This window comes from Frondihabitans sp. 4ASC-45 (assembly GCF_049472575.1).
Lineage (GTDB): Bacteria > Actinomycetota > Actinomycetes > Actinomycetales > Microbacteriaceae > Frondihabitans.
This window is the reverse complement of record NZ_JBCEBN010000001.1, coordinates 162,958-186,864: the sequence shown is the minus strand read 5'-3', so window position 1 is coordinate 186,864 and position 23,907 is coordinate 162,958. Positions and strand designations below refer to the sequence as shown.

Genomic DNA, 23,907 nt, shown 5'->3' with positions numbered 1-23,907 from the left:
GGTTCCTTCCGGCGATAGCTCAAAGATATATCGCGATAGTTCGTTAAGTCAACACCAACGGACGAGAAAAGCCAGGATCCGACGGCTCGCCGCACCGCCCTGCCAGACTGGGCCGATGGCTCACCGCAATTCCACCGACGTCACCGTGTCTCGCGTCGAGGCGACGCTGAACGGCGGCGACGAGGTCTACGTCCGGGTGTCGACGATCGGCGACTCCGGCACCAGGCCCTTCGTGCTCGTGCCGGGAATCGGCGTCGCCAGCAACTACTTCGAACGCCTCGCCCCGAACCTCAACCAGTTCGGCCCCGTGCACGCGCTCGACCTGCCCGGCTTCGCCGGTGTGCCGCACCCCGACAGCGCCCTCACCATCCGCCAGTACGCCGACCTGGTCGGTCGCGTCATCGACGAGATGCAGCTCGACGACCCGGTCGTCGTCGGCCACTCGATGGGAACGCAGGTCGTCACCGACCTCGTCGCCCGCCGACCCGATCTCTCGACCGTCGTGCTGATCGGCCCGGTCATCAACCCGAACGAGCGACGCCTCCTGACGCAGGCGATCCGGTTCGTGCAGGCGGCCTTGCACGAGCCCGGCCGAGTGAAAGCGCTGGCTTTCTCTGCCTACCTCTTCTGCGGGGTGAAGTGGTTCTCGCGGATCCTGCCCAAGATGATGACCTTCCCCCTCGAGCGAGCGCTGCCCCACGTCAAGGCCGACACCCTCGTGATTCGGGGCGAGTTCGACGCCGTCGCCCCAAGTGCCTGGGTCAAGCGGGTCGGTGAGCTGCTGCCGTCGTCGCGGCTCTGGGAGATCCCGGGGGCGGCGCACTCGGTGATGCACGCCAACGCCGAGGAGGTGGCTCGGCTCTGCGTCGAGCACGCTCAGCAGCCGATCGAATACGACGAGGGCGGCACCCTGCGCGTGTTCGACCACAAGGCCGCCGGAATCCAGCGGCCGTCGATCGACGAATCCCCGGCGACGTTCGTGAAAGGGGTGCGCGGGCGGATCCTTGAGGCCCTCGGGATGCTCAAGCGCGACGATGCGCTGATCGCCGAGGGCAAGACGGAGCACGCCGAGGCGATGCACGAGGCGCACGAGCGCGCCGAAGAGTAGAGGCTCGGGTGTCGCGGCCCGGGGCGAGTCGCGGCTCGGGGCGAGTCGCGGCTCGGGGCGCGACTAGCGGTAGTTGCCGGGCCAGTCGAACGCCGGCGTAGGGCGGGCCGTCGTGCCGGCGGGAGCCACCACGAGATCGATGCTGTCGAGATTGTGCAGCACGATCGACGCCGGGTTGCCGGCGCGACGCTGACCGTCGACGAAGACCGTGAGCACCTCGCCGATGTCGCCGCCGCGGGCGCCGACGTGGCGCGCGTCGAGCCGCACGTTCCACTCCGTGAAGAACTGCCCGAGCGTGAAGTCGCGCCGGTCGGGCGACTCGACGTGGATGATGCCGGAGGTGTCGTGCGTGTGCAGCGCCGTCGCGTAGCGGTTGTCTTCGTCGAGTCCGATCTGCCCGGGCACCGTCGCGGCGACCCCGTCGATCGTGATCGACAGGTGCGTGTGGATGTGTTGCCGGAGCTTCACGCCGTAGACGTTCGGCAGGTCGGCGACTGCCGCGCGCTCGCGTCGCTCGCCGACCGGGGGAGCGGGCCAGGGCGGCTGGGCCGATTCGCCGTGAGCGAGGCTCGTCGATGTTGCTCGGTCGTGCGCGACGCCGATGCCGGCGATCAGGCCGACGACCGCGAGGGCAGCGATCAGAGCGAGAGACGGCGAAAGGATCCGACGGCGGGTCGCCATGGAGTCACTCCCCGGCCATGATCAGGGGTGCGAGCAACCCGACGATCCAGACGCCCAGGAGCGCCCCGGACAGGAGGAACACGACGACCGTGCGCTTCCGCGCGGGATTGCCCGGCGCCGAGCCCCACATCGAGCTGCGCTGGACGACCACGTGCGCTTCGCGGACGATCCGCTCGACGCTCTCGTCGGAGCGGTCGAGCGCGCCGTCGTGCGCGAGGGCGACGATACGCTCCGCCTCGGGCAGCGTCATGCGCGTCACGCTGCGGCGGGGGTGACCAGGCATGAGCCCAGCGTGCCACGTCGGGCTGTGACGCGCTCGGCGGTGCTTCCCGGTGTGGCCCCGGGGCGCCGCGGTCGAGGCGGCACCCCGTTTGGGCGCGGTTAGTTCGGGAGCACGCCGAACGCGCGAGCGAGACGATCGATCTTCTGTGCCCGGCCGAGACGCGGCAAATCGCTCCCGTCGCGGATCTCGCGGCCCCGGCTCTCGAAGTCGGCGAGGAAGTCGCGCGCCCACGCCGTGTCGGACGACGTCGGGCTGATGACCTCGTTGATCACCGGTAGCTGGTCGACGTCGAGGCAGAGCTTGCCGGTCAGGCCGAGGGCCACAGCGATCGACGACTGCTCGCGGAGCACGGGGTGGCTCGATCCGACCGTGGGGCCGTCGATCGGGCCGGGCAGCTCGCCGATCCGCGACGCGACGACCAGCCGGGAGCGCGGGTAGGCCATCGCCATGTCGTCCGCGCTGGTGCCGGTGTCGCGGCGGTAGTCGCCCGAGCCGAACGCCAGGCGGAACGCGCCGCGCGCGCTCGCGATCGACGGAGAGAGCTCGATACCGACCGCCGACTCGACCAGGGCCAGCACCCGCTTAACGCCGTGCAGGCGGTCGAAGGTCTCGGTGACGTGCTCGGCGGCCTCGGTCTTCGCGAGCATGACCCCGAGAAGCCCGGGGAGGCCGACCAGGGCGTCGACGTCGTCCGACCAGAAGTTACTGGAGCGGTCGTTGATGCGCACCCACGCCTCGCCGCCGCCTTCGAGCCAGGCGACCACGTCGTCGCGGGCCGCGGGCTTGCGCTTCGGGTCGACGGCGTCTTCGATGTCGAGCACGATCTGATCGGCTCGCGACTTTGCTGCCGAGTCGAAGCACTCCGGCTTGGTGCCCGGAACGAGCAGCCACGATCGGGCGATCTCGGCATCGGGTCGCTGGCGGGCCGGCGCGGGGCTGGCGGAAGTCTCGTTCATGGCACCTCGTGATGTTCGTCGTCGATACGTCGATAACACGCTACCGGGCCGCGGCAGAGGCTCGCCTGGACGCGCCGGTTCCGCCGGGAGCGGCGGGGGAGCCGCTTCGAGAGCTCCACTCGGGGTACTGTCCGCGTGACTACCGATCACGAGGAGCAATCATGACGGATCCGAACACGCCCGCCCCGAAGGGTGAGCACGACGGCGACGAGCCCGTGACAGCACAGTCCGAAGCCGTTCCGAACCACCAGACCGAGACCGGCCAGACCACCGAGCACGACGCGCCGCTGGAGCCCGCGGTGGCCCCGGAAGACCGCGTGCCCGAGCCCGAGGTGCACGAGACGGCAGCTCAGGAAACAGCGCAGGATCCGGCAGCCGCCGCTGACTCCAACGCAGCCACGCCCGCGGAGCCCGCTGGTGCCGAGCCCGCCTCCGAGCACTCCGCAGTAGCTGAGCACTCCGCAGTCGCTGCGCAGTCCGAGCCAGCCGAGCCCGCCGTCGCACCCGAAGACCGCCCGGTACCGCCGCTGAGCGAGCCGACCAGCCAGGTGTCGACGGGTGCCCCCGCGACGGGAGTCCTCCACGACGACAGTGCTCTGCGTGCAGCGGAGGCCGCTCGCTCGGACGAGCCGTCGGATCCTTCGCCTTCTGCCCCCGTCGCGCCGGGCTCCGCTCCGGCTCCCGAGTCGGACGACCTCGGCGACACGCGCCTGACCGCCGCCGGTGCCGGCGCGGGCGCGGGTGCCGCAGCGACCAGCTCGACCGCCGCGTGGACCCCGCCCCCCGCCCCGGCGTCGCCGAGCGAGTACGCGGCCCCGACATCGGTCATCACGCCGACTCCGTACGCGCCTCCGACGCAGGCGATGCCCGCGCAGACGAGCACGACGCCCATCTCGAACCTCGGCACCTCGCCCGCCGAGAGCCTCGGATTCACCGACGGCATCGCCGGCGACAACGGATTCTCGCCCGAGGAGATCGCGCAGCGTCGGCAGTTCCGCGACGAGTTGGCGTTCCAGCAGAAGCAGGAATTCGGTGGTATCAACTTCGGCGCCGGCTTCTTCGGCTGGCTCGCCGCAGTGGGCCTCGCCGGTCTGCTCTATGTCATCGTCGGTGGCATCGCCGGCGTCTCGGGCTTCGCGCAGCCCTCTCTGCTGACGGGGGAGCAGGCGACGGTCAAGTCGTTCGGCTCCGAGCTCAGCGCACAGACGCTGCAGATCACCGCGCTGGTGATCGTGCTCGTCGTGCTGTTCCTGTCGTACTTCGTCGGCGGGTTCGTCGCCGGGCGGATGGCACGGTTCTCCGGGGTCAAGCAGGGTCTCGCCGTCTGGCTATGGGGCGTCTTCATGACGGTCATCGCCGCGGTCGTGCTGATCGTCGTCGCCAGCCAGAGCACCACGGTCTCGACGCTGCAAGACCAGATGGATCCCGTCACGCTGCAGACCTTCACCTCGGTCGAGGCCCTCATCGCCGAAGGGCTGATCGTCGTCCTGTCGATCGGCGGTGCCCTGCTCGGTGGTCTCGCGGGCATGAGATTCCACAAGAAGGTCGATCGCTTCGCCGTCGAAGAGGCCTAGCTAGACCTGACGCTGCCGCCCCCGCCCGCGCCAAGAGTGCAGAAATCGCCCTCTGCTCGGCCGGTAGGCGGCAGTTTCTGCACTCTCGCCGCGAGCGTCAGCTGAAGTAGACGACGTCGGCCGGCGCCTCGAGCCCGGCCAGCAGGTGCACGCACACCTGCCACACGTCGTCGAACAGCACTTCTCGCACGATGTGCTCGTCGTACCAGTCGGCGAGGTCGTCTCTCGTGACGCCGTCGGCCAGCGGCTCGAACGCCGACTCGGCATCGTCGTGGGCGGTGAATCGGCGCCCCAGCTCGGTGCCGGTCGCTCGGTCGACGAACCGGAGTTCACGAACCGAAGGATCCGACGGCGCACCGACAGGGCCCGTCACATCGACGATCGGGTACCGCGCGCCGGGCGTCGGGCCCGCGGCCCTGGTGCCGACGTGCGCCGACACCACGTGCCCAGTCGCGTCGCCGGCTCCGACCGTGCTCGGTTCGCTTCGGTCGAGGCCGCTCGACGCATCGCGGACGGCTCGCTCGGCCGTCGCGCGAACCCGATCGCGGTGAGCGTGGCAGACCGAGGCGACGTCACGCATCCACGTCTCGAGGCGGGCGATCTCGGCGGTGGTGAACGTATCGGCTGGCCACGACGTCGCCGAGAAGATGCCGATCTCAGGCAGGGTCTCCCATTCGAGCACCAGGCGCGAGAACGTGCCGAGTCTCGGCATCAGCACGAGCCGGCTGGTGGGGGCACCGGTGGCGAAGTGCAGATCAGGTTCGCTCAGCAGGTCGTCGACGTCGACGGCGGCGCCGAATGCGGCTGGGGGCAGCTCAATCGCGACGGTGAGGTCGCGCCACCGGGACGCTGAGCCCCCCGGAGACACTGAGCCCCCCGGAGACACTGGAATCTCGGGCGACGCGCTCACTTCTTGAGCACGAGGGGCAGCACGAACACGGCGAACAGGAAGAAGGCGGTAGCGAGGCCGAAGACGATCCAGGTGCTGCGCGGCAGGGTGGTCTGGCCCGCTTCTTCGCGCCGAACGAGGCGGCGGTGGCGGGAGACGCCCTGCACGACGAGCAGCAGTACGAGGGCTGCCCCGAGCACGGACACGATCAGGATGGTCACGCTATCCACTATCGCAGGTGAGACCGGGTGGTCGCTCTCGACGTCGAGCGAGTACGCCGGTCTGACTATACGTGTTGCGCAACGGGCTCCCTCTTGCCGGAGGGATTCGCTACTGTATACGAGCGAGCCGGCTGGTTACCGGTCGCCCGTGTCGATGACGACAAGCTCCCGTTCTTCTCCTGATCCGAGTTGCGGGTGGCTTGGCGTTCCTCTCGACACCCGCATGCCCTCGGCTTCGGCCGGGGGCATGTCGCGTGTCAGCCTGTTTGCACTGTGTGCAATTTCGGCAGGATGATCGTCCTGCTAACAGGGTACTGCTAACGTGAGAGTGTCTCGCGTAGTCGGATCAGGTATGCGAGCCAGACGAGCGGGTCACCTGCTGGGGGTGAGCCGCTTTGTCATGTCGGCCTCCTCGTGCCGGGCGGCCGTGATCGCTGCCAGGCGGTGTCGATCGTTACTGCCACGAGGGCACCCACCGCGTAGCCCAGCAGGTCGGTCGCGACGATCGTGCTGCCGAGCACCCACCGAGACAGGGGTGCCACTCGCGCGACGGCGTCGGGCAGGCCGGTGAGCTGCAGCACCTCGACAATCGTCGATACGACGAACGCGAAAACTGCGAGGCCGACGCCGGGTGATCGCGGCAGCACGATTGCCGCCAACACGAAGAGGAGGGCGGTGTAACAGGCCGACCCGAGCAGATCTCCGGGCAGCCCCGGCACGATCAGCTTCGCGAAAACCCCGACAATCACGTCGAGGATCCCTGCCGCCACCACTCCCAGCCGCGATCGAGATGTCATACCCCGATCGTCCCGTCCCGCCGCGCCGGTTCGCGTCGTGCGCCCGGTTGATAGATGACCGCCGTCAGTATCGTTCGGCGATCGCTGCGATCGGCACCACGGCAGGTTTGCCCGCGGGGTTGAAAACGATACCGGCTTGACCGTCCTCCCGAGCAGACCGGGCGATGTTTGCAAAACCGGTCGGTTGAGCGTCGAGGTCGGGCGCCCAAGCCCAGACCTCCGCGGGGGATGTGAACGCCGGATGGTACATGCTGCCGTCAGGCCCCTTCAGGGCCGGGACCATGATGCTCTCGACCTCTCCCTTGTCATCTCTGCGTGCGGAGAGACCGACGAAGACCACCGGGGCGGCTTCAGCGCGGTCGATGATCTCTTCGACCGGGCTGCCCGCCACAATGGCGGTCTTCAAGATCTCGTTGACGCCGGCCTCATCGGTGAGTCCGCGGCGGATCTCGTCGGCATACGCGATGAAGACCGTTTCGGGCGAACCTGGGTCGATTGCGATCCCGTCGTAAGTGGTCGCAGCCATCTGGAGTGTTGCGGAGGCAGATTGCCCAAGCGAGATCGGAGGGGTGGTCGCTCCTCCGTTCTGTCGGTACACCGCCAAGCGGTCGTTGTCCGTGAAAGCCACGAGGAGACGCTTGCCCGCGTTGTCGACCTGCGTTCCGATGGCGAGGGTGTCGCCTTTCGCGAACGGGGCTGCCTTATCGGCGATCTCCGACCCCGAGGCGTCGAGGAGTAGATCGCCAGTGGCGCACTGACGCAGTACGGCGTACATCGTCTGCGCATTTTGGCTGGAACTCCACGGCCGGAGTGCGTCTTGCACCAAGCGGTTGACGACCAAGCTGCTTCCCCCGGAAGTCACGCTCGGCTGCGTGCTGTCCGCCGCCCCCGCGTCGTTCGTTGTTACGTCGTCCTTCTTGCTTTTTCTCGAAAAGATCCCCATATTTCGACGCTACCAGCGGGTGTTCACTCTGACGCTCGACGTGCGTCTGTTTCGTGTGCCTGACCTGTGGCCCTAGACCGGGCGAACGCAGCGGCGCGGCTGAATGCTCATTCCACGGCCGGTCGTCCGTGCCGAAACGCCGATCACTGACGTTGATGGATAGACAGGCTCCACGTGGCGATCAGATCAATCGCGGACGCGAAGGCGTCGAGGTGCGGTCGATTGAGAAACGCGTGGTGCGTGCCCGGAAGTACGTGGTGCTCGACGTCGACTCTGGTGCTGCTGAGTTCGCGAGCAAAGAGGTCGCCTGATGCGCGCATGTTGTCGTGTTCCGCGTTGATCACGAGAGTTGGCGGAAAGCCGGTCAGGTCATGGCCACCCGCGAAAGCCAGTCGGTTCGCCAGCGCATCCCTCGAGCCGGCGTAGTTGCGGTTCATGAGGTCCAACGCCCACGGCGCATGCGTGATCCGGCGGTGCCCCTGGGATCGTGCCCGGTCATCTTGTGGGCGCTGATGGGTGGCGTGGAAGAAACCGTAGGCGAAGACGGCGCCTGCCGGACGAAACCCCTCATCGAGGGTCTGGAGGGTTGCAGCCGCCGCGAGGCAGGCACCCGCGCTGGCTCCACCGAGGATCACCCCCAACGGCGACGCAGAAGCCACTGCGCGGTAGGCGGCGACGACATCGTTGAGAGCGTCGGGGAATCGGCCGCATGCCCGCCCGGCACCCGAACTCGCCCTCGCCGTTCCGGGAGGCGGAGAGAGGCGGTACCCCGTGGTGGCGACAGTCAGCCCGTGTCTCGCGAGCGAGTCCGCGACGTCGTGGGCCTCCGGTTGCGCGGGGCTTCCTCGAAAGAATCCGCCGCCATGCAGCCAGAGCAAGGTGGGTCCAGCTGAAGCCTCGCCGTCCGGCGGCGTGTACCAGCGGAGCGAGGTGGCGTCAGGTCGCTTGGTCACACTTGACCGTGATGCATGGGGGCAGCGCCGCGCGTCCATCTAGAGGGTGAACCGAAAGGTGGTTCACGCGGTCATCCGGTCGGGGCTCGCTCCCGCCACCCCCCCCTAGAAGTTCAGACCCGTGTTCGCTCCGCGACCGCGCGCGACGTCTGCGGACTCCTCCGCCTTGGCCGATTCATCCCCGGCGCGGCGCCCACGCCCGGGGTCTGCTGCGAGGTCGACCTGCGCCTGCCGGCGTCGGCGCACGCCGAGGAAAAGAACCATGACGATGGCTGCGGCGAGGATCACGAGGACAGCCAGAACGATGAGTGCCGAGAGCATTCTCTGACAGTAGAACCGACCCGGTAGTTGCGAAAGATAGTGAGTGTCCGGTTTGTCAGAAATTCACCCACGTCGCCACAAACTAGCTCAGAGGGCGTGGGCGACCGCCGGTCGCCACATCGCCATCGGCCGACCCGAGGGGAGCCCTTGAATGGTGCCGAATTCGACAAAGCCGAACCGGCGGTAGAGAGCACGGTTCCTCTCCGTCGAAGACTCGAGGTACGCGCCTTCCCGGGCCGCATCGACGAGCCCGAGTCGGTGCGCGAGGAGAAGAGAGCCCACCCCGAGGCCTCGCGCCTCGGGGGAGACACCGATCTCGGCGAGGTACCAGTGCGGCAGTACCGGCCTCGGGCGCTGGAGTACTGCTCGGTATCGAAGAGCGGAGAAAGCCCCTCGGAGTCCCAACGCGTCGAGATAGGCCGGAATCTGCCCGAGAAACGGTCGCGAACGCTCCTGTCCCCGGCGAGGTTCCTCCCAGACCGCGGTTCCGAGGATCGACCCGTTCTCATCCACCGCGACGTCGACCGTTCGTGCCGCCAGGGGCCCCGATCGGAGCATTGCCCAGAACAGCTTCTCGAGGCGACCCCGCCGGTCACTGCCAGCGGAGACGAACGTGGCCATCACCGGATCCTCAGCGAAAGCGTCGACCAGCGGCTTCGTGGCGCCGCGCTCGCCGTTTCGAGCGGGACGAATGATGACGGACCGGGCCTTAGAGAGTTGAGTCATGCCTCGACTGTAAGACCCCAAATTGGCCAAGTGGCCAAATGTTGCCCAGCTCCCGGTGACTCCTCGGCATTCGTCGGGCGAAAGCTCAGTTGGCCAACTGGCCACTACCTCGTATTGTCGTTATATGACTGCTCCTCGCGAACACCGCCCGAGGAGCGAACGCCGCCAGCAGCTAATCGATGCCGCCGTGCTGGTCATGGCTGAGGAGGGTGTCGCAGCGGTCACCACGCGATCCGTCACAGGTCGCGCTGGCCTTCCTCATGGCTCGTTCGACTACTGCTTCGAGTCAAAGGCCGATCTATTTTCGGCGATCCTCTCCCAAGAGATTCGCGTCACCATGACTGCGGCTTTCGATCCGCCAGCTGAACCCGTGACGGTCACCGAACGGATTACAGTCGGCCTCCAAGCACGTCTCGACCTCGTCACGGGCCGCCCCGACCATGCCCTCGCGTTGGCTGAGCTCTCCGCTTTCTCCTATCGCGACCCAGCCTTAAGCCACCTGATGCGATGGGAACAGGCGGAGTACTTACGCGAGGTGGCCCGCAACGTCGACGAATGGACGGCCGCGGCGAACATGCGGTGGTCGGCTCCGACCGTTCAGGTCGCATCGTTGCTGATCGCCCTGGCTGACGGCATCAGCACGTCATGGCTCGCCGATCGCAACGACCAGGCGGCCCGTGACGCCGTCACCCTCGGGGCCAGGACAATCGCCTCTCTTGTTGATACTGCTGAGCAGTAAGGCAGCGAATGGACCAGGGGGCTTCGGTTTCGTCTACTCGAGGCCGTAGTGGTGTAAGTAGTCACCTGGGCTGCGAGCCCCACCGAAAAAGGTGACCTGGCTGAGTGCGCCAATGTCTCTCTGAAGGGCCTCGGCCGCCCTGAGTCCGTCAAACCTTGTTTGAGCGTCGCCGAACGGCGAGCCGGCGCGCTCCGTCAACGCGCGCCATCGAATGATGGCCCTGGCTGTTCTCTCCCGACCGCCGGCTGACGCTGTTGTGATGCTCCGTGCGCGGCCACCGGTGTACTGCTCAACCGATGTTCCACGAGAATCAGCGGCCACGACGAGCGAGTCGCTCAGGTTGGGGAACAAGTCGACGCCTTCTCCGGCACCGCACCAGACGTGGGTCTCGTCGCCGAGTTCGTCCTGGACTCGAGCCGCGAGGTCGAAAGCCTCGGCGCGATGGTGGTCGTGTATCTCGGCGGAGGGAAAGCGGAATCCTGATCCGGCGATGGCGTCGAAGACGTCGTTCCAGACTTCGAGGTCACGGCGAAGGCCCGCGCTGAGCCCTAGCTCCCCTGCATCGGCTAGCCCGATTTTGTCGTTTGAGAGGCGAAACCACGGGGGCGAGTCTTCGACCGAGTATTCCGCCATCACGAGAATGACCTGGCTCACCATGGATCGACATTAGCGTCGGTGGCCCTTGGCCAGGACTGAGCCGGATTCTCCACGGTTGGCGGGTGCAACCCGTCAGGCCGCGGCGCGGCGAAGACGTCGACCCAGCACGACAGCCCGTGCTGCGGCGAGGATGACGACGAAGGATCCGACGACCCCTACGACGAGGGCGGCAGTCGCCCCGATCGCCGGACCGGTCGTGCACGAGCTCTCGCCCTGACCCGGGGCGGCGTCGAGGCACGAGCCTCCCTGTAAGACAAACGCGAAGAAGACCGTGACGAGAGCGGCGAGGACTGCCACGCTGATCCACCCGACGACCCTGGACATTCCCCCGGAAGTGTTCATGCCCGATCGTAGCTCCGGAGGGGAACGAACGGGAGGGAGAGTGCGGTGCCCCGGATCCTGGGTTATTTGCTGATTTGCTCGAAGGAAGCGCGACGAACGTGGCCGAGCGCCGCTTCGATGAGGTCGCCGGCAGCTGTGGGGTCGACCCGGACGATGGCCATCGCGGCGAAGACGAGGCCGGTGCAGGTGGTGGCCAGATTCTTCTGCTCGGCGGCGTCGAGATCGGCACGACGGGCGGCGACCCCGGTCGTGATCGCCGAGCGGAGACTGTCGCAGTACGCAGCCACGACGGTCTGCAGGGCCTCCTCGCGGCCGAGGGGAGAGCCGGTCGCGTTGAGCAGCAGGCAGCCGTTGGCGGCGAGGGCTGTGTGCCCCTCCGTCATCGCGGCGTGGAGGCCGAGGAGGTAGGTCTCGAGAGCTCCAACCTCGACGACGTCCGCACGCAGCGGGGCGAGGCGGGGTCGGATGACCTCGTCGAGATAGCTCTCGACTGCTGCGTCGAACAGGCCGCGCTTGCTGCCGAACGAGTGATAGATGCTCGACCGGTTGAGGCCGGTGGCGCGCTCGAGGTCGGGCAGGGCGGTGTCTTCGTAGCCGTGATCCCAGAAGACCTGGCGCGCTGAACGAACGACCTCGGCTTCGGTGAAGGTTCGAGTGCGACCCATGCTCTGCTCCTCGGGGTTGATCTGGACTGACCGTTTCAGTATATAGTGAAACGGTCAGTTCAAATCAGGAGGCTTTCGTGCTCGTCGTATCCATCGTGTTCGCGGCCCTGGCCGCTGCCCTGCACGTCTACATCTTCTGGATGGAGTCGCTCGCGTGGCGTGGCCCCCGAGCTCGCGCGACCTTCGGCCCGGCCACAGAGGCCGAGGTTGAGACGACGGCACCGCTCGCCTTCAATCAGGGCTTCTACAACCTGTTCCTCGCCGCGACCACCGTGATCGGCATCGTGTTCGCCCTCGCATCGTCGTCGGCGATCGGCGAGGCGCTGATCCTGGTCGGCACCGGCTCGATGCTCGCGGCAGCGCTCGTCCTGTTCGTCTCGACACCCGGCAAGCGCCGGGCGGCCGTCACCCAGGGCGCATTCCCGCTGATCGCCGTCGTCACGACCGTGATCGCCCTGAACGTGTAAAAGCCCGACCCACCGTCTCACCCGACCCACCGTCCCACCCGCTTCACGAACACCCCACAGAAAGTCGAGAACGCCATGCGCGCAGTCATGCACCCCACCTTTGGAGAGCCCTCCGAGATCCTCACGGTCGAAGAGGTCCCGACGCCTCAGCCCGGCCCCGGAGAGGTGCGCGTCCGCACCCTCCTGTCGCCGATTCACAACCACGACCTTTGGACGATCCGCGGTACCTACGGCTTCAAGCCCGAGCTCCCGGCCCGCACCGGCACCGAGGCCGTCGGCGTGATCGACGCGCTCGGCGAGGGCGTCACCGGCGTCGAGATCGGTCAGCGCGTCGCGACCGGCGGTACCTTCGGCGTGTGGGCCGAGTTCTTCGTCGCCAAGGCGGCCGCGCTTTTGCCCGTCTCGGACGACATGTCCGACGAGGTCGCCGCACAGCTCGTCTCCATGCCCTTCAGTGCGATCAGCCTGCTCGAGTCGCTCGACCTCGCCGAGGGTGATTGGCTGGTGCAGAACGCCGCCAACGGCGCAGTCGGCCGTCTCGTCGCCCAGCTCGGGGCTGCCCGCGGCATCAACGTGATCGGCCTCGTCCGCCGTGCCGAGGGCGTCGACGAGCTGAAGGCCCAGGGCATCGGCAACGTCGTGGCAACGGATTCGGCCGACTGGCGCGACCGCGTGAAGGCGATCGTCGGCGACGCCCGGATCCTTGCCGGTGTCGACTCGGTCGGTGGCCCCGCGAGTGGCGAGGTGCTGTCGCTGCTCAGCGAGAACGGCACCCTCGTCGTGTTCGGCGCGATGCAGTCGCCCGTCATGCAGATCTCGTCGGGCGACGTGATCTTCAAGCAGGCGACTGTCAAGGGCTTCTGGGGCAGCACGGTCAGCACGAGCATGCCGGCCGCCCAGCGCGGTGCGCTTCTCGCAGAGTTGGTGCGCAGGATCCAGGACTCCACGATCACCCTCCCCGTCGAGGCCACCTACTCGTTCGAAGAGGCCCGCCAGGCCGCCGCCGCGAACTTCACTCCCGGTCGCGCGGGCAAGATCCTGCTGCGTCCGTAGTCTGCTGCGCCCCTGAGTAAGCGCGCCACGAAAGCCGAACGGCCCGGGTCGATGAGACCCGGGCCGTTTCGCTTTTGTGTGGTGTCAGTCGTCGGAGACGGTGATCGTCACGTCGATGTTGCCGCGGGTGGCGTTCGAGTACGGGCACACCTGGTGGGCTGCGTCGGCGAGAGCCTGCGCCTCGTCGTGCGGGAGCTCGGGAATGACGACCTCGAGGGTGACGGAGAGGACGAAGCCGCCTTCGCCGTTCGGGTGCACGCTGACCTGGCTGCCGACGGAGGTGTCGGAGATCGCGACCTTGCGCATGCGGGCGACGCTCTGCAGAGCGGAGTGGAAGCAGGCGGCGTAGCCGGCGGCGAAGAGCTCTTCGGGGTTGGCACCACCACCGGCGCCGCCCATCTCTTTGGGAATCGCGAGATCGAGGTCGACGGTGCCGCTGACCGTGGCGACGTGGCCGTTGCGGCCGGCGCCGGTCGAGAGTGCTTCGGCGGTGTAGATGCTGTCCATCAGGAGAGCCTTTCTGTGGGTGGTCGTGTTGCTCGAGTGGGTCGAACTCCGTTGTCCTCCACCCACCAGCGTGCCACGCGCACCACGGCACAGCGCACGGGTAGTTCGAAGCTAGAGGGAGACGACACAACTCGAATGCCCGTGGTCGCCGCAATCAAGACAGGAGGAATGCTCGCGAATCATCCCTTTGGCTGATAGCCGAGCACACCTTGCGGGTCTATCGTTTCGCAGCGGGGGATCTAATCCACCAGGGCGAGCATGACCGGCGACTCTGCAATACGGGATGCTGATGATCACTCTCCCGACGACAAGCCCACCGCCTCGATGACGAGGCGGCGGGCTTGTTCTGTTCCTGGGCGGCACCGACCGTGTTTCAGTCACCCGACCGTGTTTATTCGCGGTCCGGTGACGCTTTCGCGGTCGGTTCGGTGAGTCGCGAAGGGTTACCGAGGCCGGTCGAAGCGCGCACCCTCGGGCTTCGAGGCACCGGCGAGGTAGACGATGAGCAGAATCGGTCCGATCAGCGGGATGAGACCGAGGAAGAAGTACGGCCCGGGGTAGTTCGCATCGTGGAGGCGCCGCCAGGTGAGGGCGAGATACGGCAGGAGGAGCCCGAGACTGAGCACGACGAAAATGATCTGGAAGAGAACCTTGACGGCCGTGAAGCCGGGGGGAGCCATTACGTTCTCGGCCATCGCCTGGTTGCCGAGCGAGTTGGCGTTGATGACGCCGAAGATGATTCCGAGAATGCCGAAGATCGCGTACAGCACCACGACAACGAGCGAGTAGGCCAGAAAGAACCACCAGTATTCGCCCCGGCTGGCCCGCCCCGAGAAATCGGTGTACTTCGAGAACGGCCGCTTGACGGCGGCGAGAAGGCCGATTCCGTACCAGGGAGCCCAGAGCGGCGGCTCCTCGCCCGGCTTCGACGGCTGCGGCTGCTGACCTGGCCGTTCGGGCTTCCGGGAGCCGCGAGGCGGCAGGTGCGACGACATGGTGTTCCCCTCGAACGTGTCTGTCTTTCAGGCCCCTGGCGATGGTGTCGGCGCCCAGAGGTCAATCGGAGCCTAGCGACAAACCAAATGTCGGAGGCCCGGAGTACTCCTGGAGCATGACCGATGCGACCGATCCTCTCGCGAACCTCCACCTCGTGCCCCTGGCCGGCAGCGAGCGTCCGCCTGCCCCGGGCGTGCGTCCGGCGGCCCTGTCTGCCCGCACCGCCGACGAGATCGTCTGGGCGACGCTCGTGCTGCGCCGTCGCACCGAGGTTCCCGGTGCGCTGCTCAGCGGCGATCCGGTCGACCCCGCCACGTTCGCTGCCGAGCACGGCGCCGATCCAGCCGACGTCGACCTCGTCCTGGCGACGCTCCAGCCTCTCGGCGTGACCATTCTCGCGGCCGACGCAGCGAGCCGACGCGTACGCGTCTCAGGGTCGTCACGTGTGCTCCAAGCGGTCTTCGGCACCTCGCTCGAGATCGTTACGAGCGAGTCGCCCCAGCTCGGCGGCGATCCGGCCGGCGTGGCGGCACCGCGGGTCGAACACCGTCAGCGGTTCGGCTCGCTCAGCATTCCGGCCGCCCTCGACGGAATCGTCACAGCGGTGCTCGGGCTCGACGACAGGCCACAGGCACGGGCGCAATTCCGGTTCGAGCCCGCGGCTGCTGCCGGATCCTCGTTCACGCCCCTTGAGCTCGGCGATCTCTACGGTTTTCCCGAACAGACCGAAGGATCCCGCCAGACCATCGCCATCATCGAGCTCGGGGGCGGGTTCGCGCAGGCCGACCTCGACGCCTACTTTGCAGGGCTCGGCATCGAGGGGCCGAAGGTGACCGCGGTCGGAGTCGATGGCGCGACCAACGTGCCCGGCGGCGACCCGTCCGGCGCCGACGGCGAAGTGCTGCTCGACATCGAAGTCGCCGGGGCTCTCGCTCCGAAAGCCGACATCGTCGTCTACTTCGCGCCCAACACCGACGACGGGTTCGTCGACGCGGTGGCGACGGCCGCACACGCGACGCCGACTCCGACGGCCATGAGCATCAGCTGGGGCCAGAGCGAAGACCAGTGGACGGCGCAGGCGCGCGCCGCCTTCGACGACGCCCTCATCGATGCGGCGGCACTCGGCGTGACCGTGACGGCCGCGGCAGGCGACAACGGCTCGAGCGACGGGGCGACCGATGGCGCCGACCACGTCGACTTCCCCGCAGCGAGCCCGCACGTGCTGGCCTGCGGCGGCACCAGCCTTCGCGCGACCGGTTCGACGATCGCCAGTGAGACCGTGTGGAACAACGGTGCTGGCCGCGGGGCCACCGGGGGCGGAGTCAGCCGGACGTTCGAGCGACCCGCCTGGCAGTCGGCTATCGTCGCGCCCGGGGGAGGGCGGGGCGTGCCCGACGTCGCCGGCAATGCCGACCCGGCGACCGGGTACGAGGTGCTGGTCGACGGCGTCCGCTCGGTGATCGGCGGTACCAGTGCCGTCGCTCCGCTCTACGCTGCGCTCGCGGCCCGACTCGCCGAGTCTCTCGGTGCACCACTCGGGCTCGTGCAGCCGAAGCTCTACGCGGCAGCCACGGCGTTCCGCGACATCACTGAGGGCGACAACGGCTCGTTCAGCGCCACACCGGGTTGGGACGCCTGCACCGGGCTCGGGTCGCCGAACGGTCGGGCACTCCTGCAGGCGCTCAGCGGGGGCCTCGGGGAGCGCGGGCACTCCGCCCGAGCGACGAATAGCATCGACGAATGACCGCCGCGAAGTCGTCTCTGCTCATCCTCGGTGCATCGGGCGACCTCGCCGCCCGGCTCCTCATGCCCGGTCTGGGGGAGCTGCTCACCCACGAGCCGTCACGCCGAGTGCAGCTGATCGGGTCGGGTGTCGAAGACCTGACCGACGCCGAGTGGAAGAAGCGCGTGGGCGACTCGTTCGCGAGCTCAGGTGCTTCCGGCCCCTCCGTCGAAGCGGCCCTCGCGGCGACGACCTACATTCAGGCCGACGTGACGAGCGCCGACGGCTTGAAAACGCTTCTTGCCGCCTGCGACCACACCCCCGCGGTCTATTTCGCCCTCCCGCCGGCCATCACCGAGAAGGCCTGTCATCAGCTAGCCTCGCTCGAGCTGCCGAAGGGGCTCTCTCTGGCGCTCGAGAAGCCGTTTGGCACCGATGAGAAGAGCGCGATCGCACTCAACGCGCTGTTGCTCACCCTCGTGCCCGAAGAGCGCATCCACCGCGTCGACCACTTCCTCGGTCGGGCCACCGTGCTCAACCTCCTCGGACTCCGGTTCGCCAACCGCCTTATCGAGCCGATGCTGACCAACCGCGACGTCGAGAGCATCGAGATCGTGTACGACGAGCAGCTCGCTCTTGAAAATCGCGCCCGCTACTACGACCACGCTGGCGCTCTGGTCGACATGATCCAGAGCCACCTCCTGCAGGTCATGGCCGTGCTGGTCATGGAGGCACCGGCGACTCTCGGTGCAGCCGACCTCCGCGATCAGAAGCAGCTCGCGCTCCGAGCCACCCACCTCTGGCACGACGACCCGACCACGAGCCGCCGCGCCCGCTACTCGGCCGGCACCATCGACGGTCGCAAGCTCCCCGCCTACAAAAACGAGGAGGGTGTCGACCCGTCGCTCGAGACCGAGACCCTCGCCGAGGTCGTGGTCGAAGTGCGCACCATGCGCTGGGCCGGCGTGCCGATCCGCCTCCGCTCCGGCAAGGCGCTGGCGTCGCATCGGCGCGAAATTTTGATCACGTTCAAGGCTCCCGCCCACGTGCCGCCGGAGTTCCACACGCTCAAGACGGCCGACCGGCTCCGCATCTGCATCGCCCCCGACGTCATGAGCCTCGAGCTCAACGTGAACGGACCGGGCGACCCGTACGTCATCGACCGCGCCAGCCTCGAGGTCGACTTCAACCCCGGCGACCTGCCGGCCTACGGCGAAGTGCTCCAAGGGATCCTCGACGGCGACGCCTCGCTGTCGGTGCGGGGCGACGCGGCGGTCGAGGGCTGGCGGATCGTGGAGCCCGTGCTCGCGGCCTGGCGCGACGGCTCGGTGCCGCTCGACGAGTACCCCGCCGGCAGCGACGGGCCGAAGGCGTGGCGCGCCTGACGGGTTGCCCTCGAGCTCCTTTGCAAACGAGCTCCCTTGCAAACGAGCTCCTTTGCAAATCCGAAGGAGATTTTCGCCGCGAGGCCCGCCGATCCGCCTCACTTTTGGGTTTCAGCCCCGCTTCTCCTTCAAATTCGAAGGAGCGCCGCCGCCGTTGCTAGGGCGACGAAGCAAGCACCACAATGGTCAGATGGTCTTCGACAGCACCCCCTCCGCGCACGAATCCGCCCCGCTTCCGATTGCACTCGTCACCGGCGCATCGCGGGGGATCGGCCGCGCGATCGCCTTCGACCTGGGGCGAACGCACCACGTGATCGTGCAGGGGCGTGATCCCCGGGTGCTTGAGGAGTTGGTGGCCGAGCTGCCCTCCGCCTCCGTCTGGGCAGCCGCCCTCGACGGCGACGAACCGCTCGACGGGTTTCTGGCCGCTGGGCCGACCGGCTCACTCGAGTCGCTCGACGTGCTGGTTCACTCGGCCGGCGTCATCGGCGGTTCGACGGTCGAGCTCACGCCGCGCGACGAGTGGCGTCGCATCCTCGAGGTCAACGTGGTCGCCGTCGCCGAGATCACGCGCCTCGCTCTTCCCGCCCTCCGTGCTGCGCAGGGAACGGTGATCGTCATCAACTCCGGGGCCGGATTCCGCTCGCAGGCGGCCGGCAGTCTCTACGCCGCGAGCAAATTCGCCGTCCGGGCCTTCGCCGACGGGCTTCGCGAGGAGGAGCGATCGAACGGGGTCCGTGTCAGTTCGGTGCATCCCGGGGCGGTCGACACCGACATGCAGCGCGAGATGCAGCAGTCCAAGGGCAACTCCTACGACGCAGAGAGCTACCTCGCTGTCAGCGACATCGCCGACGCGGTCCGTCTCGTGGTCGACCTGCCGCAGCGGGCCGTGGCCGAGACGGTCTCTGTCCGTCCGCTAGGACGAGGTTGACGCGTGGCGGAGACGTCGATGCCGACCCCGACCCCGACCCCGACCACGACCCCCGTGCCAGCGCCGACCCCGGTGCCCGCGACCGTGCCGTCGAGCTTCCTCCTCCTGCACGGCTACGAGAACCACCGCCCGCCGAGCCACTGGCAACGCTGGCTGTCGCTCGAGCTGACCGCGCGGGGCCACGACGTCCGCTACCCGCAGCTTCCTGACCCCGATGCCCCCGACTTCGAGCGCTGGCGAGACGTGGCCCTCGCCAACCTCGCGACCCTCACCGAGGGCACGATCACGGTCATCACGCACAGCGCGTCGACGATGCTCTGGTTGCGCGAGCAGACATCCGGGACGGCCCCGCAGGTCGACCGAGTCGCGCTGGTATCACCGGTGTCGGCGGACTTCTTGGAATCAGTACCCGAGCTCGCTGCCTTCGCCTGGCGCCCACCTGAAGGCGAGCACGAGGATCCTTCGGCTCGTCAGAGCGTCGGAGCCCCCGACGCGATCATCGTGGCGGGCGACGACGATCCGTACCGCCCCGAGGCGCTCGGCGCGGTTGCCGACGGGCTCGACGTACGGCAGATCGTGCTCGCGGGTGCGGGCCACGTCGTGCCGGCGACCGGATTCGGGCCCTGGCCCGAGATGCTGGCCTGGTGCCTCGGAGAGCCTGCTTTCGACTGAACCGTCGCCGACGAGGGGGTGCCGGGCCGAGAGTGCCCGAATCGGGCTCGGGCTCGACGCCAGGCGTCCATTCGAGCACGCTCGGCCTCCGACTCGCCCGCGTCAGATCGGCAGAACCGAAGAATCCGGCCGCCCCGCCGCTCAGCTCACGTGCACGTCGGGCCGTCGACCCCGATCGGACTCGGCCCGCCGCAGCACCTCGCGCGTGACCGGTGCGACCTCGCCCACCCCCGTGATGAGGTAGCGCACCAGGTTGCGGAGCGGCGGAGCTTCGGTCCATTCGAAGTAGATGTCGGGTACGACGCCGGTGACGTCGCGAATTTCGAGCAGGATCGTCGCGATCGTGTTCGGCACGTTGCCGCTCCGCACCTTGAGTACCCGGTAGCCGTGGAGGCTGTGTCCGTGCACCTCGAGGTCTTCTTCGAAGTTGGAGGAGTCGTCGGGGTAGACCTCGAGGAAGATGATGGGCGACCGCATCGGGATGCCGCTGGCCTTCCGCTCGTCGGCGAGTTTGGTCTTGTATTCGAGGCGACTTCCGTCGTCGGGTTCGTTGGCGACGATCCGGACCGCCCCGTACTCGTCGGCGTCTTCTTGCACGAACGACAGGGCGGCGTCGTCGAGCGACACACTCGTGGCCCGCAGCTGGAACGAACGGCGCACCCGCGACAGCACGGATACGAGCAGCACGCCCACGATGAAGAGGGCGGCGATGCGCACACCCTCGGGCCGTTCGATCACGTTGAGCACGGTCGTATAGGCGAAGACGGCCACGACCACGCCGAACCCGATGGCGCGTTTGCGCTGCTTCTTATGGCGAGCAGAGAGAAACACCGCCACCGAGGCGGAGGTGATCAGCACGAGCACTCCGGTCGCGTAGGCGCCACCCTGCGCGTCGACGTTCGCCTCGAAGACGATCGTGATGAGGAACGCGATCGCCGTGAACACGAGCACGAGGGGCCGCACGGCGGCTGCCCACTGGGGTGCCATGCCGTAGCGAGGGAGGTAGCGCGGCACGAGGTTGAGGAGGCCGGCCAGCGCCGAGGCCCCGGCGAACCACAGGATGGTGATCGTCGAGATGTCGTAGACCGTGCCGAAGCCGTTGCCGAGGTAGTCGTGGGCCAGGTAGGCGAGTGCGCGCCCGTTGGCGTCGCCCCCCGCCTGGAACTCTTTCTGCGGGATCAACAGCGTCGTGACGATGCTCGACGTGATGAGGAACGTGCTCATGATGATCGCCGCGGTCGTCAGGAGCCTCTTGGCACCCTTGATGCGGCCGAGGGGCCTCTCGGAAGTGTCGCCCGGGGCGCCCGAGATCTGCGGCATGACGGCGACGCCGGTCTCGAAACCGGAGAGGCCGAGCGCGAGCTTCGGAAACACGAGCAGCGAGATGCCGATGATGGCCTGGGGATTGGCGTGCTGCGTGGTCAGCGCCTGCCACCAGTTGTCGACCACCTGCGGGTTCTCGCCGATGTGCACGAACGAGACGATCACCACGACCGCGTTCAAGAGCAGGTAGATGGCGACGAGCACGACCGCGATGCCGATGGCCTCTTTGAAGCCGCGCAGGAACACCGCCGCCAGCAGCACGATCAAGAACAGCGTCAGCGGGACCTCCGCGCCGTGGAACCACTGCGGCGCGTAGGGGTTCTCGACCGCGTGGGCGGTGGCATCGGCGGCCGAGAGCGTCACGGTGATCATGAAGTCGGTCGCCGCGAAGCCGAGGAGGACGAGCACGAACAGCTTGCCGCCCCACCACGGCAGGAGCCGCTCGAGCATGGCGATCGACCCGGACCCCTTGAAGCTCTCGCGGGCGACCCGTCGGTAGACGGGCAGTGCGCCGAGCAGCGTCAGGAGCACGAGCACAATGGTCGCGAAGGGCGAGAGGAGACCCGCTGCGACGGCGGCGATGGCCGGTTGATAGCCGAGTGTCGAGAAGTAGTCGACGCCGGTCAGGCACATGACCCGCCACCACGAGTGCGTCTTCTCCGGCTTCTCGGCGTGCGGGCCAGGGTGGCTGCCGGACTGCTGCGTCAGCCCGTCGAGCAGCCACGCTCGAAAGGAGTGTCGGGGAGCGTTTTTCAGAGCGTCGGGCTCGAGCGCGGAGCTCTGCCCGGTGCTGTCGGTGGTGGTCACGGATCAGGTCTACTCGACGTTGGTGGATTCGGGTGGTGACACGACCGGGGAACCCTCGGCCCAGACCCCCGACGACCCGCGCCGATGGCTGTCGAGCAGGTGCGTGTCGACGATGCCGACGGCCTCCATCAGGGCGAACATCGTCGTCGGCCCGACGAAGCGGAACCCCTTCTTCTTTAACGCCTTCGACAGAGCCACCGACTCGGTCGAGGTCGTCGGCACCTCGGAGAACGTCGACGGCCTCGGAGTCTCGCTCGGGCTGAACGACCAGATGAACGCGCCGAGACCCCCCTCGTCTCGGAGGGTGAGCGTGGCCCGGGCGTTGTCGATGGTGGCGTCGATCTTCAGTCGGTTGCGCACGATGCCGGCATCGGCCATCAACCGGGCACGATCGTCGTCGTCGAAGGTCGCGACGACCTCGGGGTCGAAGTCGCGAAAGGCGAGACGGAACGCGGGGCGCTTCTTGAGGATCGTCGCCCACGACAGCCCCGACTGGAAGGCCTCGAGGCTCAACCGTTCGAAGAGACCCTGCTCGTCGCGGATCGGCATGCCCCACTCGGTGTCGTAGTACGACTGCAGCAGCCCGTCGGTCGCGGCCCAGCGCGGCCGAGACAGCCCGTCGGCACCCAGAATCACATCGGTCATGGCGCGAGTTTAGGGTCGACCACCGACGCCGCCCGATTTGCGCGGCCCTGCACTGCACGGTCTACTTGAGCCATGCGCGAATCGCCGCCCTCGGAGCTGTCTGCTCCGGTGGCGAACCCGGTCGCACCGCGCCTCCTCAACCCGGTGGCGTCGAGGGTCGACCTGCACCAGCACCTGATGCCCCCGACCTTCGTCGAAGCGCTCCGGGCGCGTCAGACCCTGCCCCGGCTCGTCGACGACTGGACCCTCCTCACCGAGGGCGAGTCGCCGTACTCGATCAATCCGTCCTCCCACGACGTCGAGAACCGAAGGATCCGCGAGCTCGCCGAAGGAAAAGGCGACGTGCTCGTGTCCCTGCCCGGCAACCTCCGCATCGAAGAGCTGCCGCACGACGACGCTCGCGACCTCATCGCCATCTGGCACCGGTCGGCCATCGCCCTCGGCGATCCGTTTCGCGTGTGGGCGGCGACCCCGCTCCTCGAATTCGACCTCGCCGGGCTCGAAGCCGTTCTCGCCGAGCCGCGGGTCGTGGGTCTGCAGATTCCGGCGACCAGTCTCGGATCCTCGTCTGACCTCGCTCGGCTCGAGCCGGTCCTGCGGCTCGTGGAGGCGGCCGGGAAACCCGTACTCGTGCACCCGCGGCACGTCGTGGCCGCGCCCGTGCAGGGCGTTCCCGCCGCGTCGACCGCCCCTCGGGCCGAGCAGCTCAAGACGGCGTGGCAGGTCTGGTCGGACGGCGGTCACGAGCAGCACCCCGCACTGCGGATCGGCTTCATCGCCCTCGCCGGGCTGGCGCCGCTCGCGCAGGCAGCGGCGGCGACGCGCGGAGGCCGACCGCCCAAGGCCGACCCCAACGTCTTCTACGAGACGAGCGCGTACGACGAGCGCGCGATCGACGCGATGGCCCGAATCGTCGGAGTGACGCCGCTCGTGCACGGGTCGGATCGGCCGTTCCGTCAGCCGCGCGATCCCGAGCTCGGACGTCGGTTCAACCACGCCGTCTTCTCGCGCAATCCGCGGACGTTCCTGACGGGGCAGCCTGGCTGACGGGCGGTACTGCTGGCGGGCGGTTTTGCTGGTGGGCAGTCCGGGTGGCAGGCGGTACTGCTTGCGGCAGCCCCTCAGCGGGTCTCGAAGTCGGACGCCCCCGTGGGATCCTGCTCGTCGATCTCGACGCTGTCGACCCGTGCGCTCGACGGACCACCGTCGCGGAGCCAGGTCAGCAGCTTCTCGACGTCATGGGGCTCACCCTCCACCTCCACCTCGACCCGGCCGTCGGGGAGGTTGCGGACGAACCCTGCGACGCCGATGCGATCGGCTTCTCCTTCGGTCGAGAAGCGGAATCCCACGCCCTGGACAACGCCCGAGACGAGAGCGCGGCGACGAATGACATCGATCATTTCTCGACGGTAACCGACAGCCCGGCCGTTTGCCCGGCGGGCCGTCCGACCGACTATCCGGCGGACCGTCCGACATCCGGCCAGTCGAATGACAGGGGGTCCGGTTAGGCTGGGTGTGTTGGCGGTTGCCCCGCCAGCGCCCT

At 68.0% G+C, this 23,907-nt stretch carries 28 protein-coding genes; 10 read left to right on the top strand and 18 right to left on the bottom strand.

Translation table 11 applies throughout. From position 1 onward, the window contains the following. Nucleotides 1–115 precede the first annotated feature (115 nt). Nucleotides 116–1,108: an alpha/beta fold hydrolase gene (locus VH571_RS00870; RefSeq protein ID WP_423262869.1), complete on the top strand. Its 993-nt coding sequence runs from the start codon at nucleotides 116–118 to the stop codon at nucleotides 1,106–1,108. Nucleotides 1,109–1,171: 63 nt separating this feature from the next. Here the strand turns inward: VH571_RS00870 and VH571_RS00865 are convergent, their stop codons facing one another. From VH571_RS00865 to VH571_RS00855, 3 genes are all read right to left on the bottom strand, one after another. Further along, a complete protein-coding gene (locus VH571_RS00865) occupies nucleotides 1,172–1,789 on the bottom strand; it encodes a hypothetical protein (protein ID WP_423262868.1) in 618 nt (205 codons plus the stop codon). Between the two features lie 4 nt (nucleotides 1,790–1,793). Continuing rightward, nucleotides 1,794–2,072: a hypothetical protein gene (locus tag VH571_RS00860; protein ID WP_123941748.1), complete on the bottom strand. Its 279-nt coding sequence runs from the start codon at nucleotides 2,070–2,072 to the stop codon at nucleotides 1,794–1,796. Nucleotides 2,073–2,170: 98 nt separating this feature from the next. Then, nucleotides 2,171–3,028: an HpcH/HpaI aldolase/citrate lyase family protein gene (locus VH571_RS00855; RefSeq protein ID WP_423262867.1), complete on the bottom strand. Its 858-nt coding sequence runs from the start codon at nucleotides 3,026–3,028 to the stop codon at nucleotides 2,171–2,173. Between the two features lie 161 nt (nucleotides 3,029–3,189). On the opposite strand from VH571_RS00855, the gene VH571_RS00850 reads away from it, so the two are divergent. Continuing rightward, nucleotides 3,190–4,602 carry a hypothetical protein gene (locus VH571_RS00850; RefSeq protein ID WP_423262866.1) on the top strand — a complete coding sequence of 471 codons (1,413 nt, stop codon included), beginning with the start codon at nucleotides 3,190–3,192 and terminating at the stop codon, nucleotides 4,600–4,602. 97 nt (nucleotides 4,603–4,699) lie between these two features. Here VH571_RS00850 and VH571_RS00845 read toward each other — a convergent pair whose 3' ends face one another. The 7 genes from VH571_RS00845 to VH571_RS00815 all read right to left on the bottom strand — a co-directional run bounded on the left by VH571_RS00845 (nucleotide 4,700) and on the right by VH571_RS00815 (nucleotide 9,452). Beyond that, on the bottom strand, nucleotides 4,700–5,470 hold the full coding sequence (locus VH571_RS00845; protein WP_423262865.1) for a hypothetical protein: 771 nt from the start codon (nucleotides 5,468–5,470) through the stop codon (nucleotides 4,700–4,702). A gap of 38 nt (nucleotides 5,471–5,508) precedes the next feature. Continuing rightward, the gene (locus VH571_RS00840) at nucleotides 5,509–5,712 is read right to left on the bottom strand and encodes a hypothetical protein (RefSeq protein ID WP_423262864.1); all 204 of its coding nucleotides are present in this window, start codon (nucleotides 5,710–5,712) and stop codon (nucleotides 5,509–5,511) included. Nucleotides 5,713–6,110: 398 nt separating this feature from the next. Further along, nucleotides 6,111–6,509: a DUF2809 domain-containing protein gene (locus tag VH571_RS00835; protein ID WP_423262863.1), complete on the bottom strand. Its 399-nt coding sequence runs from the start codon at nucleotides 6,507–6,509 to the stop codon at nucleotides 6,111–6,113. A 64-nt stretch (nucleotides 6,510–6,573) separates the two neighbouring features. After that, complete coding sequence (locus VH571_RS00830) at nucleotides 6,574–7,452, bottom strand: SseB family protein (protein ID WP_423262862.1); 879 nt, start codon at nucleotides 7,450–7,452, stop codon at nucleotides 6,574–6,576. A 143-nt stretch (nucleotides 7,453–7,595) separates the two neighbouring features. Beyond that, the gene (locus tag VH571_RS00825; protein ID WP_423262861.1) at nucleotides 7,596–8,444 is read right to left on the bottom strand and encodes an alpha/beta hydrolase; all 849 of its coding nucleotides are present in this window, start codon (nucleotides 8,442–8,444) and stop codon (nucleotides 7,596–7,598) included. A gap of 66 nt (nucleotides 8,445–8,510) precedes the next feature. Then, complete coding sequence (locus VH571_RS00820) at nucleotides 8,511–8,726, bottom strand: hypothetical protein (protein WP_423262860.1); 216 nt, start codon at nucleotides 8,724–8,726, stop codon at nucleotides 8,511–8,513. Between the two features lie 87 nt (nucleotides 8,727–8,813). Continuing rightward, nucleotides 8,814–9,452, bottom strand: a complete 639-nt coding sequence (locus VH571_RS00815) for a GNAT family N-acetyltransferase (RefSeq protein ID WP_423262859.1) — start codon at nucleotides 9,450–9,452, stop codon at nucleotides 8,814–8,816. 124 nt (nucleotides 9,453–9,576) lie between these two features. Between VH571_RS00815 and VH571_RS00810 the strand changes: the two genes are divergently transcribed. Further along, a complete protein-coding gene (locus VH571_RS00810) occupies nucleotides 9,577–10,191 on the top strand; it encodes a TetR/AcrR family transcriptional regulator (protein ID WP_423262858.1) in 615 nt (204 codons plus the stop codon). Between the two features lie 33 nt (nucleotides 10,192–10,224). Here VH571_RS00810 and VH571_RS00805 read toward each other — a convergent pair whose 3' ends face one another. The 3 genes from VH571_RS00805 to VH571_RS00795 form a co-directional block, all read right to left on the bottom strand. Beyond that, the gene (locus VH571_RS00805) at nucleotides 10,225–10,848 is read right to left on the bottom strand and encodes a hypothetical protein (RefSeq protein WP_423262857.1); all 624 of its coding nucleotides are present in this window, start codon (nucleotides 10,846–10,848) and stop codon (nucleotides 10,225–10,227) included. 72 nt (nucleotides 10,849–10,920) lie between these two features. Beyond that, nucleotides 10,921–11,190, bottom strand: coding sequence for a hypothetical protein (locus tag VH571_RS00800; RefSeq protein WP_423262856.1), 270 nt, complete (start codon nucleotides 11,188–11,190; stop codon nucleotides 10,921–10,923). Between the two features lie 62 nt (nucleotides 11,191–11,252). Continuing rightward, nucleotides 11,253–11,855: a TetR/AcrR family transcriptional regulator gene (locus VH571_RS00795; protein WP_423262855.1), complete on the bottom strand. Its 603-nt coding sequence runs from the start codon at nucleotides 11,853–11,855 to the stop codon at nucleotides 11,253–11,255. Nucleotides 11,856–11,932: 77 nt separating this feature from the next. Between VH571_RS00795 and VH571_RS00790 the strand changes: the two genes are divergently transcribed. Further along, entirely contained in the window at nucleotides 11,933–12,322 is a 390-nt protein-coding gene (locus tag VH571_RS00790; protein WP_423262854.1) for a DUF1304 domain-containing protein, read from the top strand. 75 nt (nucleotides 12,323–12,397) lie between these two features. Further along, nucleotides 12,398–13,375: a zinc-binding dehydrogenase gene (locus tag VH571_RS00785; RefSeq protein WP_423262853.1), complete on the top strand. Its 978-nt coding sequence runs from the start codon at nucleotides 12,398–12,400 to the stop codon at nucleotides 13,373–13,375. Between the two features lie 84 nt (nucleotides 13,376–13,459). Here the strand turns inward: VH571_RS00785 and VH571_RS00780 are convergent, their stop codons facing one another. Both VH571_RS00780 and VH571_RS00775 read right to left on the bottom strand, forming a co-directional pair. Further along, complete coding sequence (locus VH571_RS00780) at nucleotides 13,460–13,882, bottom strand: organic hydroperoxide resistance protein (RefSeq protein ID WP_423262852.1); 423 nt, start codon at nucleotides 13,880–13,882, stop codon at nucleotides 13,460–13,462. 443 nt (nucleotides 13,883–14,325) lie between these two features. Next, a complete protein-coding gene (locus tag VH571_RS00775) occupies nucleotides 14,326–14,877 on the bottom strand; it encodes a DUF805 domain-containing protein (RefSeq protein ID WP_423262851.1) in 552 nt (183 codons plus the stop codon). 116 nt (nucleotides 14,878–14,993) lie between these two features. Here VH571_RS00775 and VH571_RS00770 point away from each other — a divergent pair, with 116 nt between their 5' ends. The 4 genes from VH571_RS00770 (at nucleotide 14,994) to VH571_RS00755 (ending at nucleotide 19,589) form a co-directional block, all read left to right on the top strand. Further along, nucleotides 14,994–16,622: a S53 family peptidase gene (locus VH571_RS00770; RefSeq protein WP_423262849.1), complete on the top strand. Its 1,629-nt coding sequence runs from the start codon at nucleotides 14,994–14,996 to the stop codon at nucleotides 16,620–16,622. Beyond that, a complete protein-coding gene (locus VH571_RS00765) occupies nucleotides 16,619–17,986 on the top strand; it encodes a glucose-6-phosphate dehydrogenase (protein WP_423262847.1) in 1,368 nt (455 codons plus the stop codon). Before VH571_RS00770 ends, VH571_RS00765 begins: the two co-directional genes overlap by 4 nt. Nucleotides 17,987–18,176: 190 nt before the next feature. After that, on the top strand, nucleotides 18,177–18,917 hold the full coding sequence (locus tag VH571_RS00760) for an SDR family oxidoreductase (RefSeq protein WP_423262846.1): 741 nt from the start codon (nucleotides 18,177–18,179) through the stop codon (nucleotides 18,915–18,917). Between the two features lie 18 nt (nucleotides 18,918–18,935). Then, complete coding sequence (locus tag VH571_RS00755) at nucleotides 18,936–19,589, top strand: RBBP9/YdeN family alpha/beta hydrolase (protein ID WP_423262845.1); 654 nt, start codon at nucleotides 18,936–18,938, stop codon at nucleotides 19,587–19,589. A 141-nt stretch (nucleotides 19,590–19,730) separates the two neighbouring features. Here the strand turns inward: VH571_RS00755 and VH571_RS00750 are convergent, their stop codons facing one another. Together VH571_RS00750 and VH571_RS00745 are read right to left on the bottom strand one after the other, a co-directional pair. Further along, nucleotides 19,731–21,719, bottom strand: a complete 1,989-nt coding sequence (locus tag VH571_RS00750; RefSeq protein WP_423262844.1) for an amino acid transporter — start codon at nucleotides 21,717–21,719, stop codon at nucleotides 19,731–19,733. A gap of 9 nt (nucleotides 21,720–21,728) precedes the next feature. Further along, a complete protein-coding gene (locus VH571_RS00745; RefSeq protein WP_423262843.1) occupies nucleotides 21,729–22,364 on the bottom strand; it encodes a DNA-3-methyladenine glycosylase I in 636 nt (211 codons plus the stop codon). Nucleotides 22,365–22,436: 72 nt separating this feature from the next. Here VH571_RS00745 and VH571_RS00740 point away from each other — a divergent pair, with 72 nt between their 5' ends. Beyond that, nucleotides 22,437–23,411 carry an amidohydrolase gene (locus tag VH571_RS00740; protein WP_423262842.1) on the top strand — a complete coding sequence of 325 codons (975 nt, stop codon included), beginning with the start codon at nucleotides 22,437–22,439 and terminating at the stop codon, nucleotides 23,409–23,411. A 74-nt stretch (nucleotides 23,412–23,485) separates the two neighbouring features. Here VH571_RS00740 and yccX read toward each other — a convergent pair whose 3' ends face one another. Next, nucleotides 23,486–23,764 carry an acylphosphatase gene (yccX, locus tag VH571_RS00735; protein WP_123941785.1) on the bottom strand — a complete coding sequence of 93 codons (279 nt, stop codon included), beginning with the start codon at nucleotides 23,762–23,764 and terminating at the stop codon, nucleotides 23,486–23,488. Between the last annotated feature and the right edge of the window lie 143 nt (nucleotides 23,765–23,907).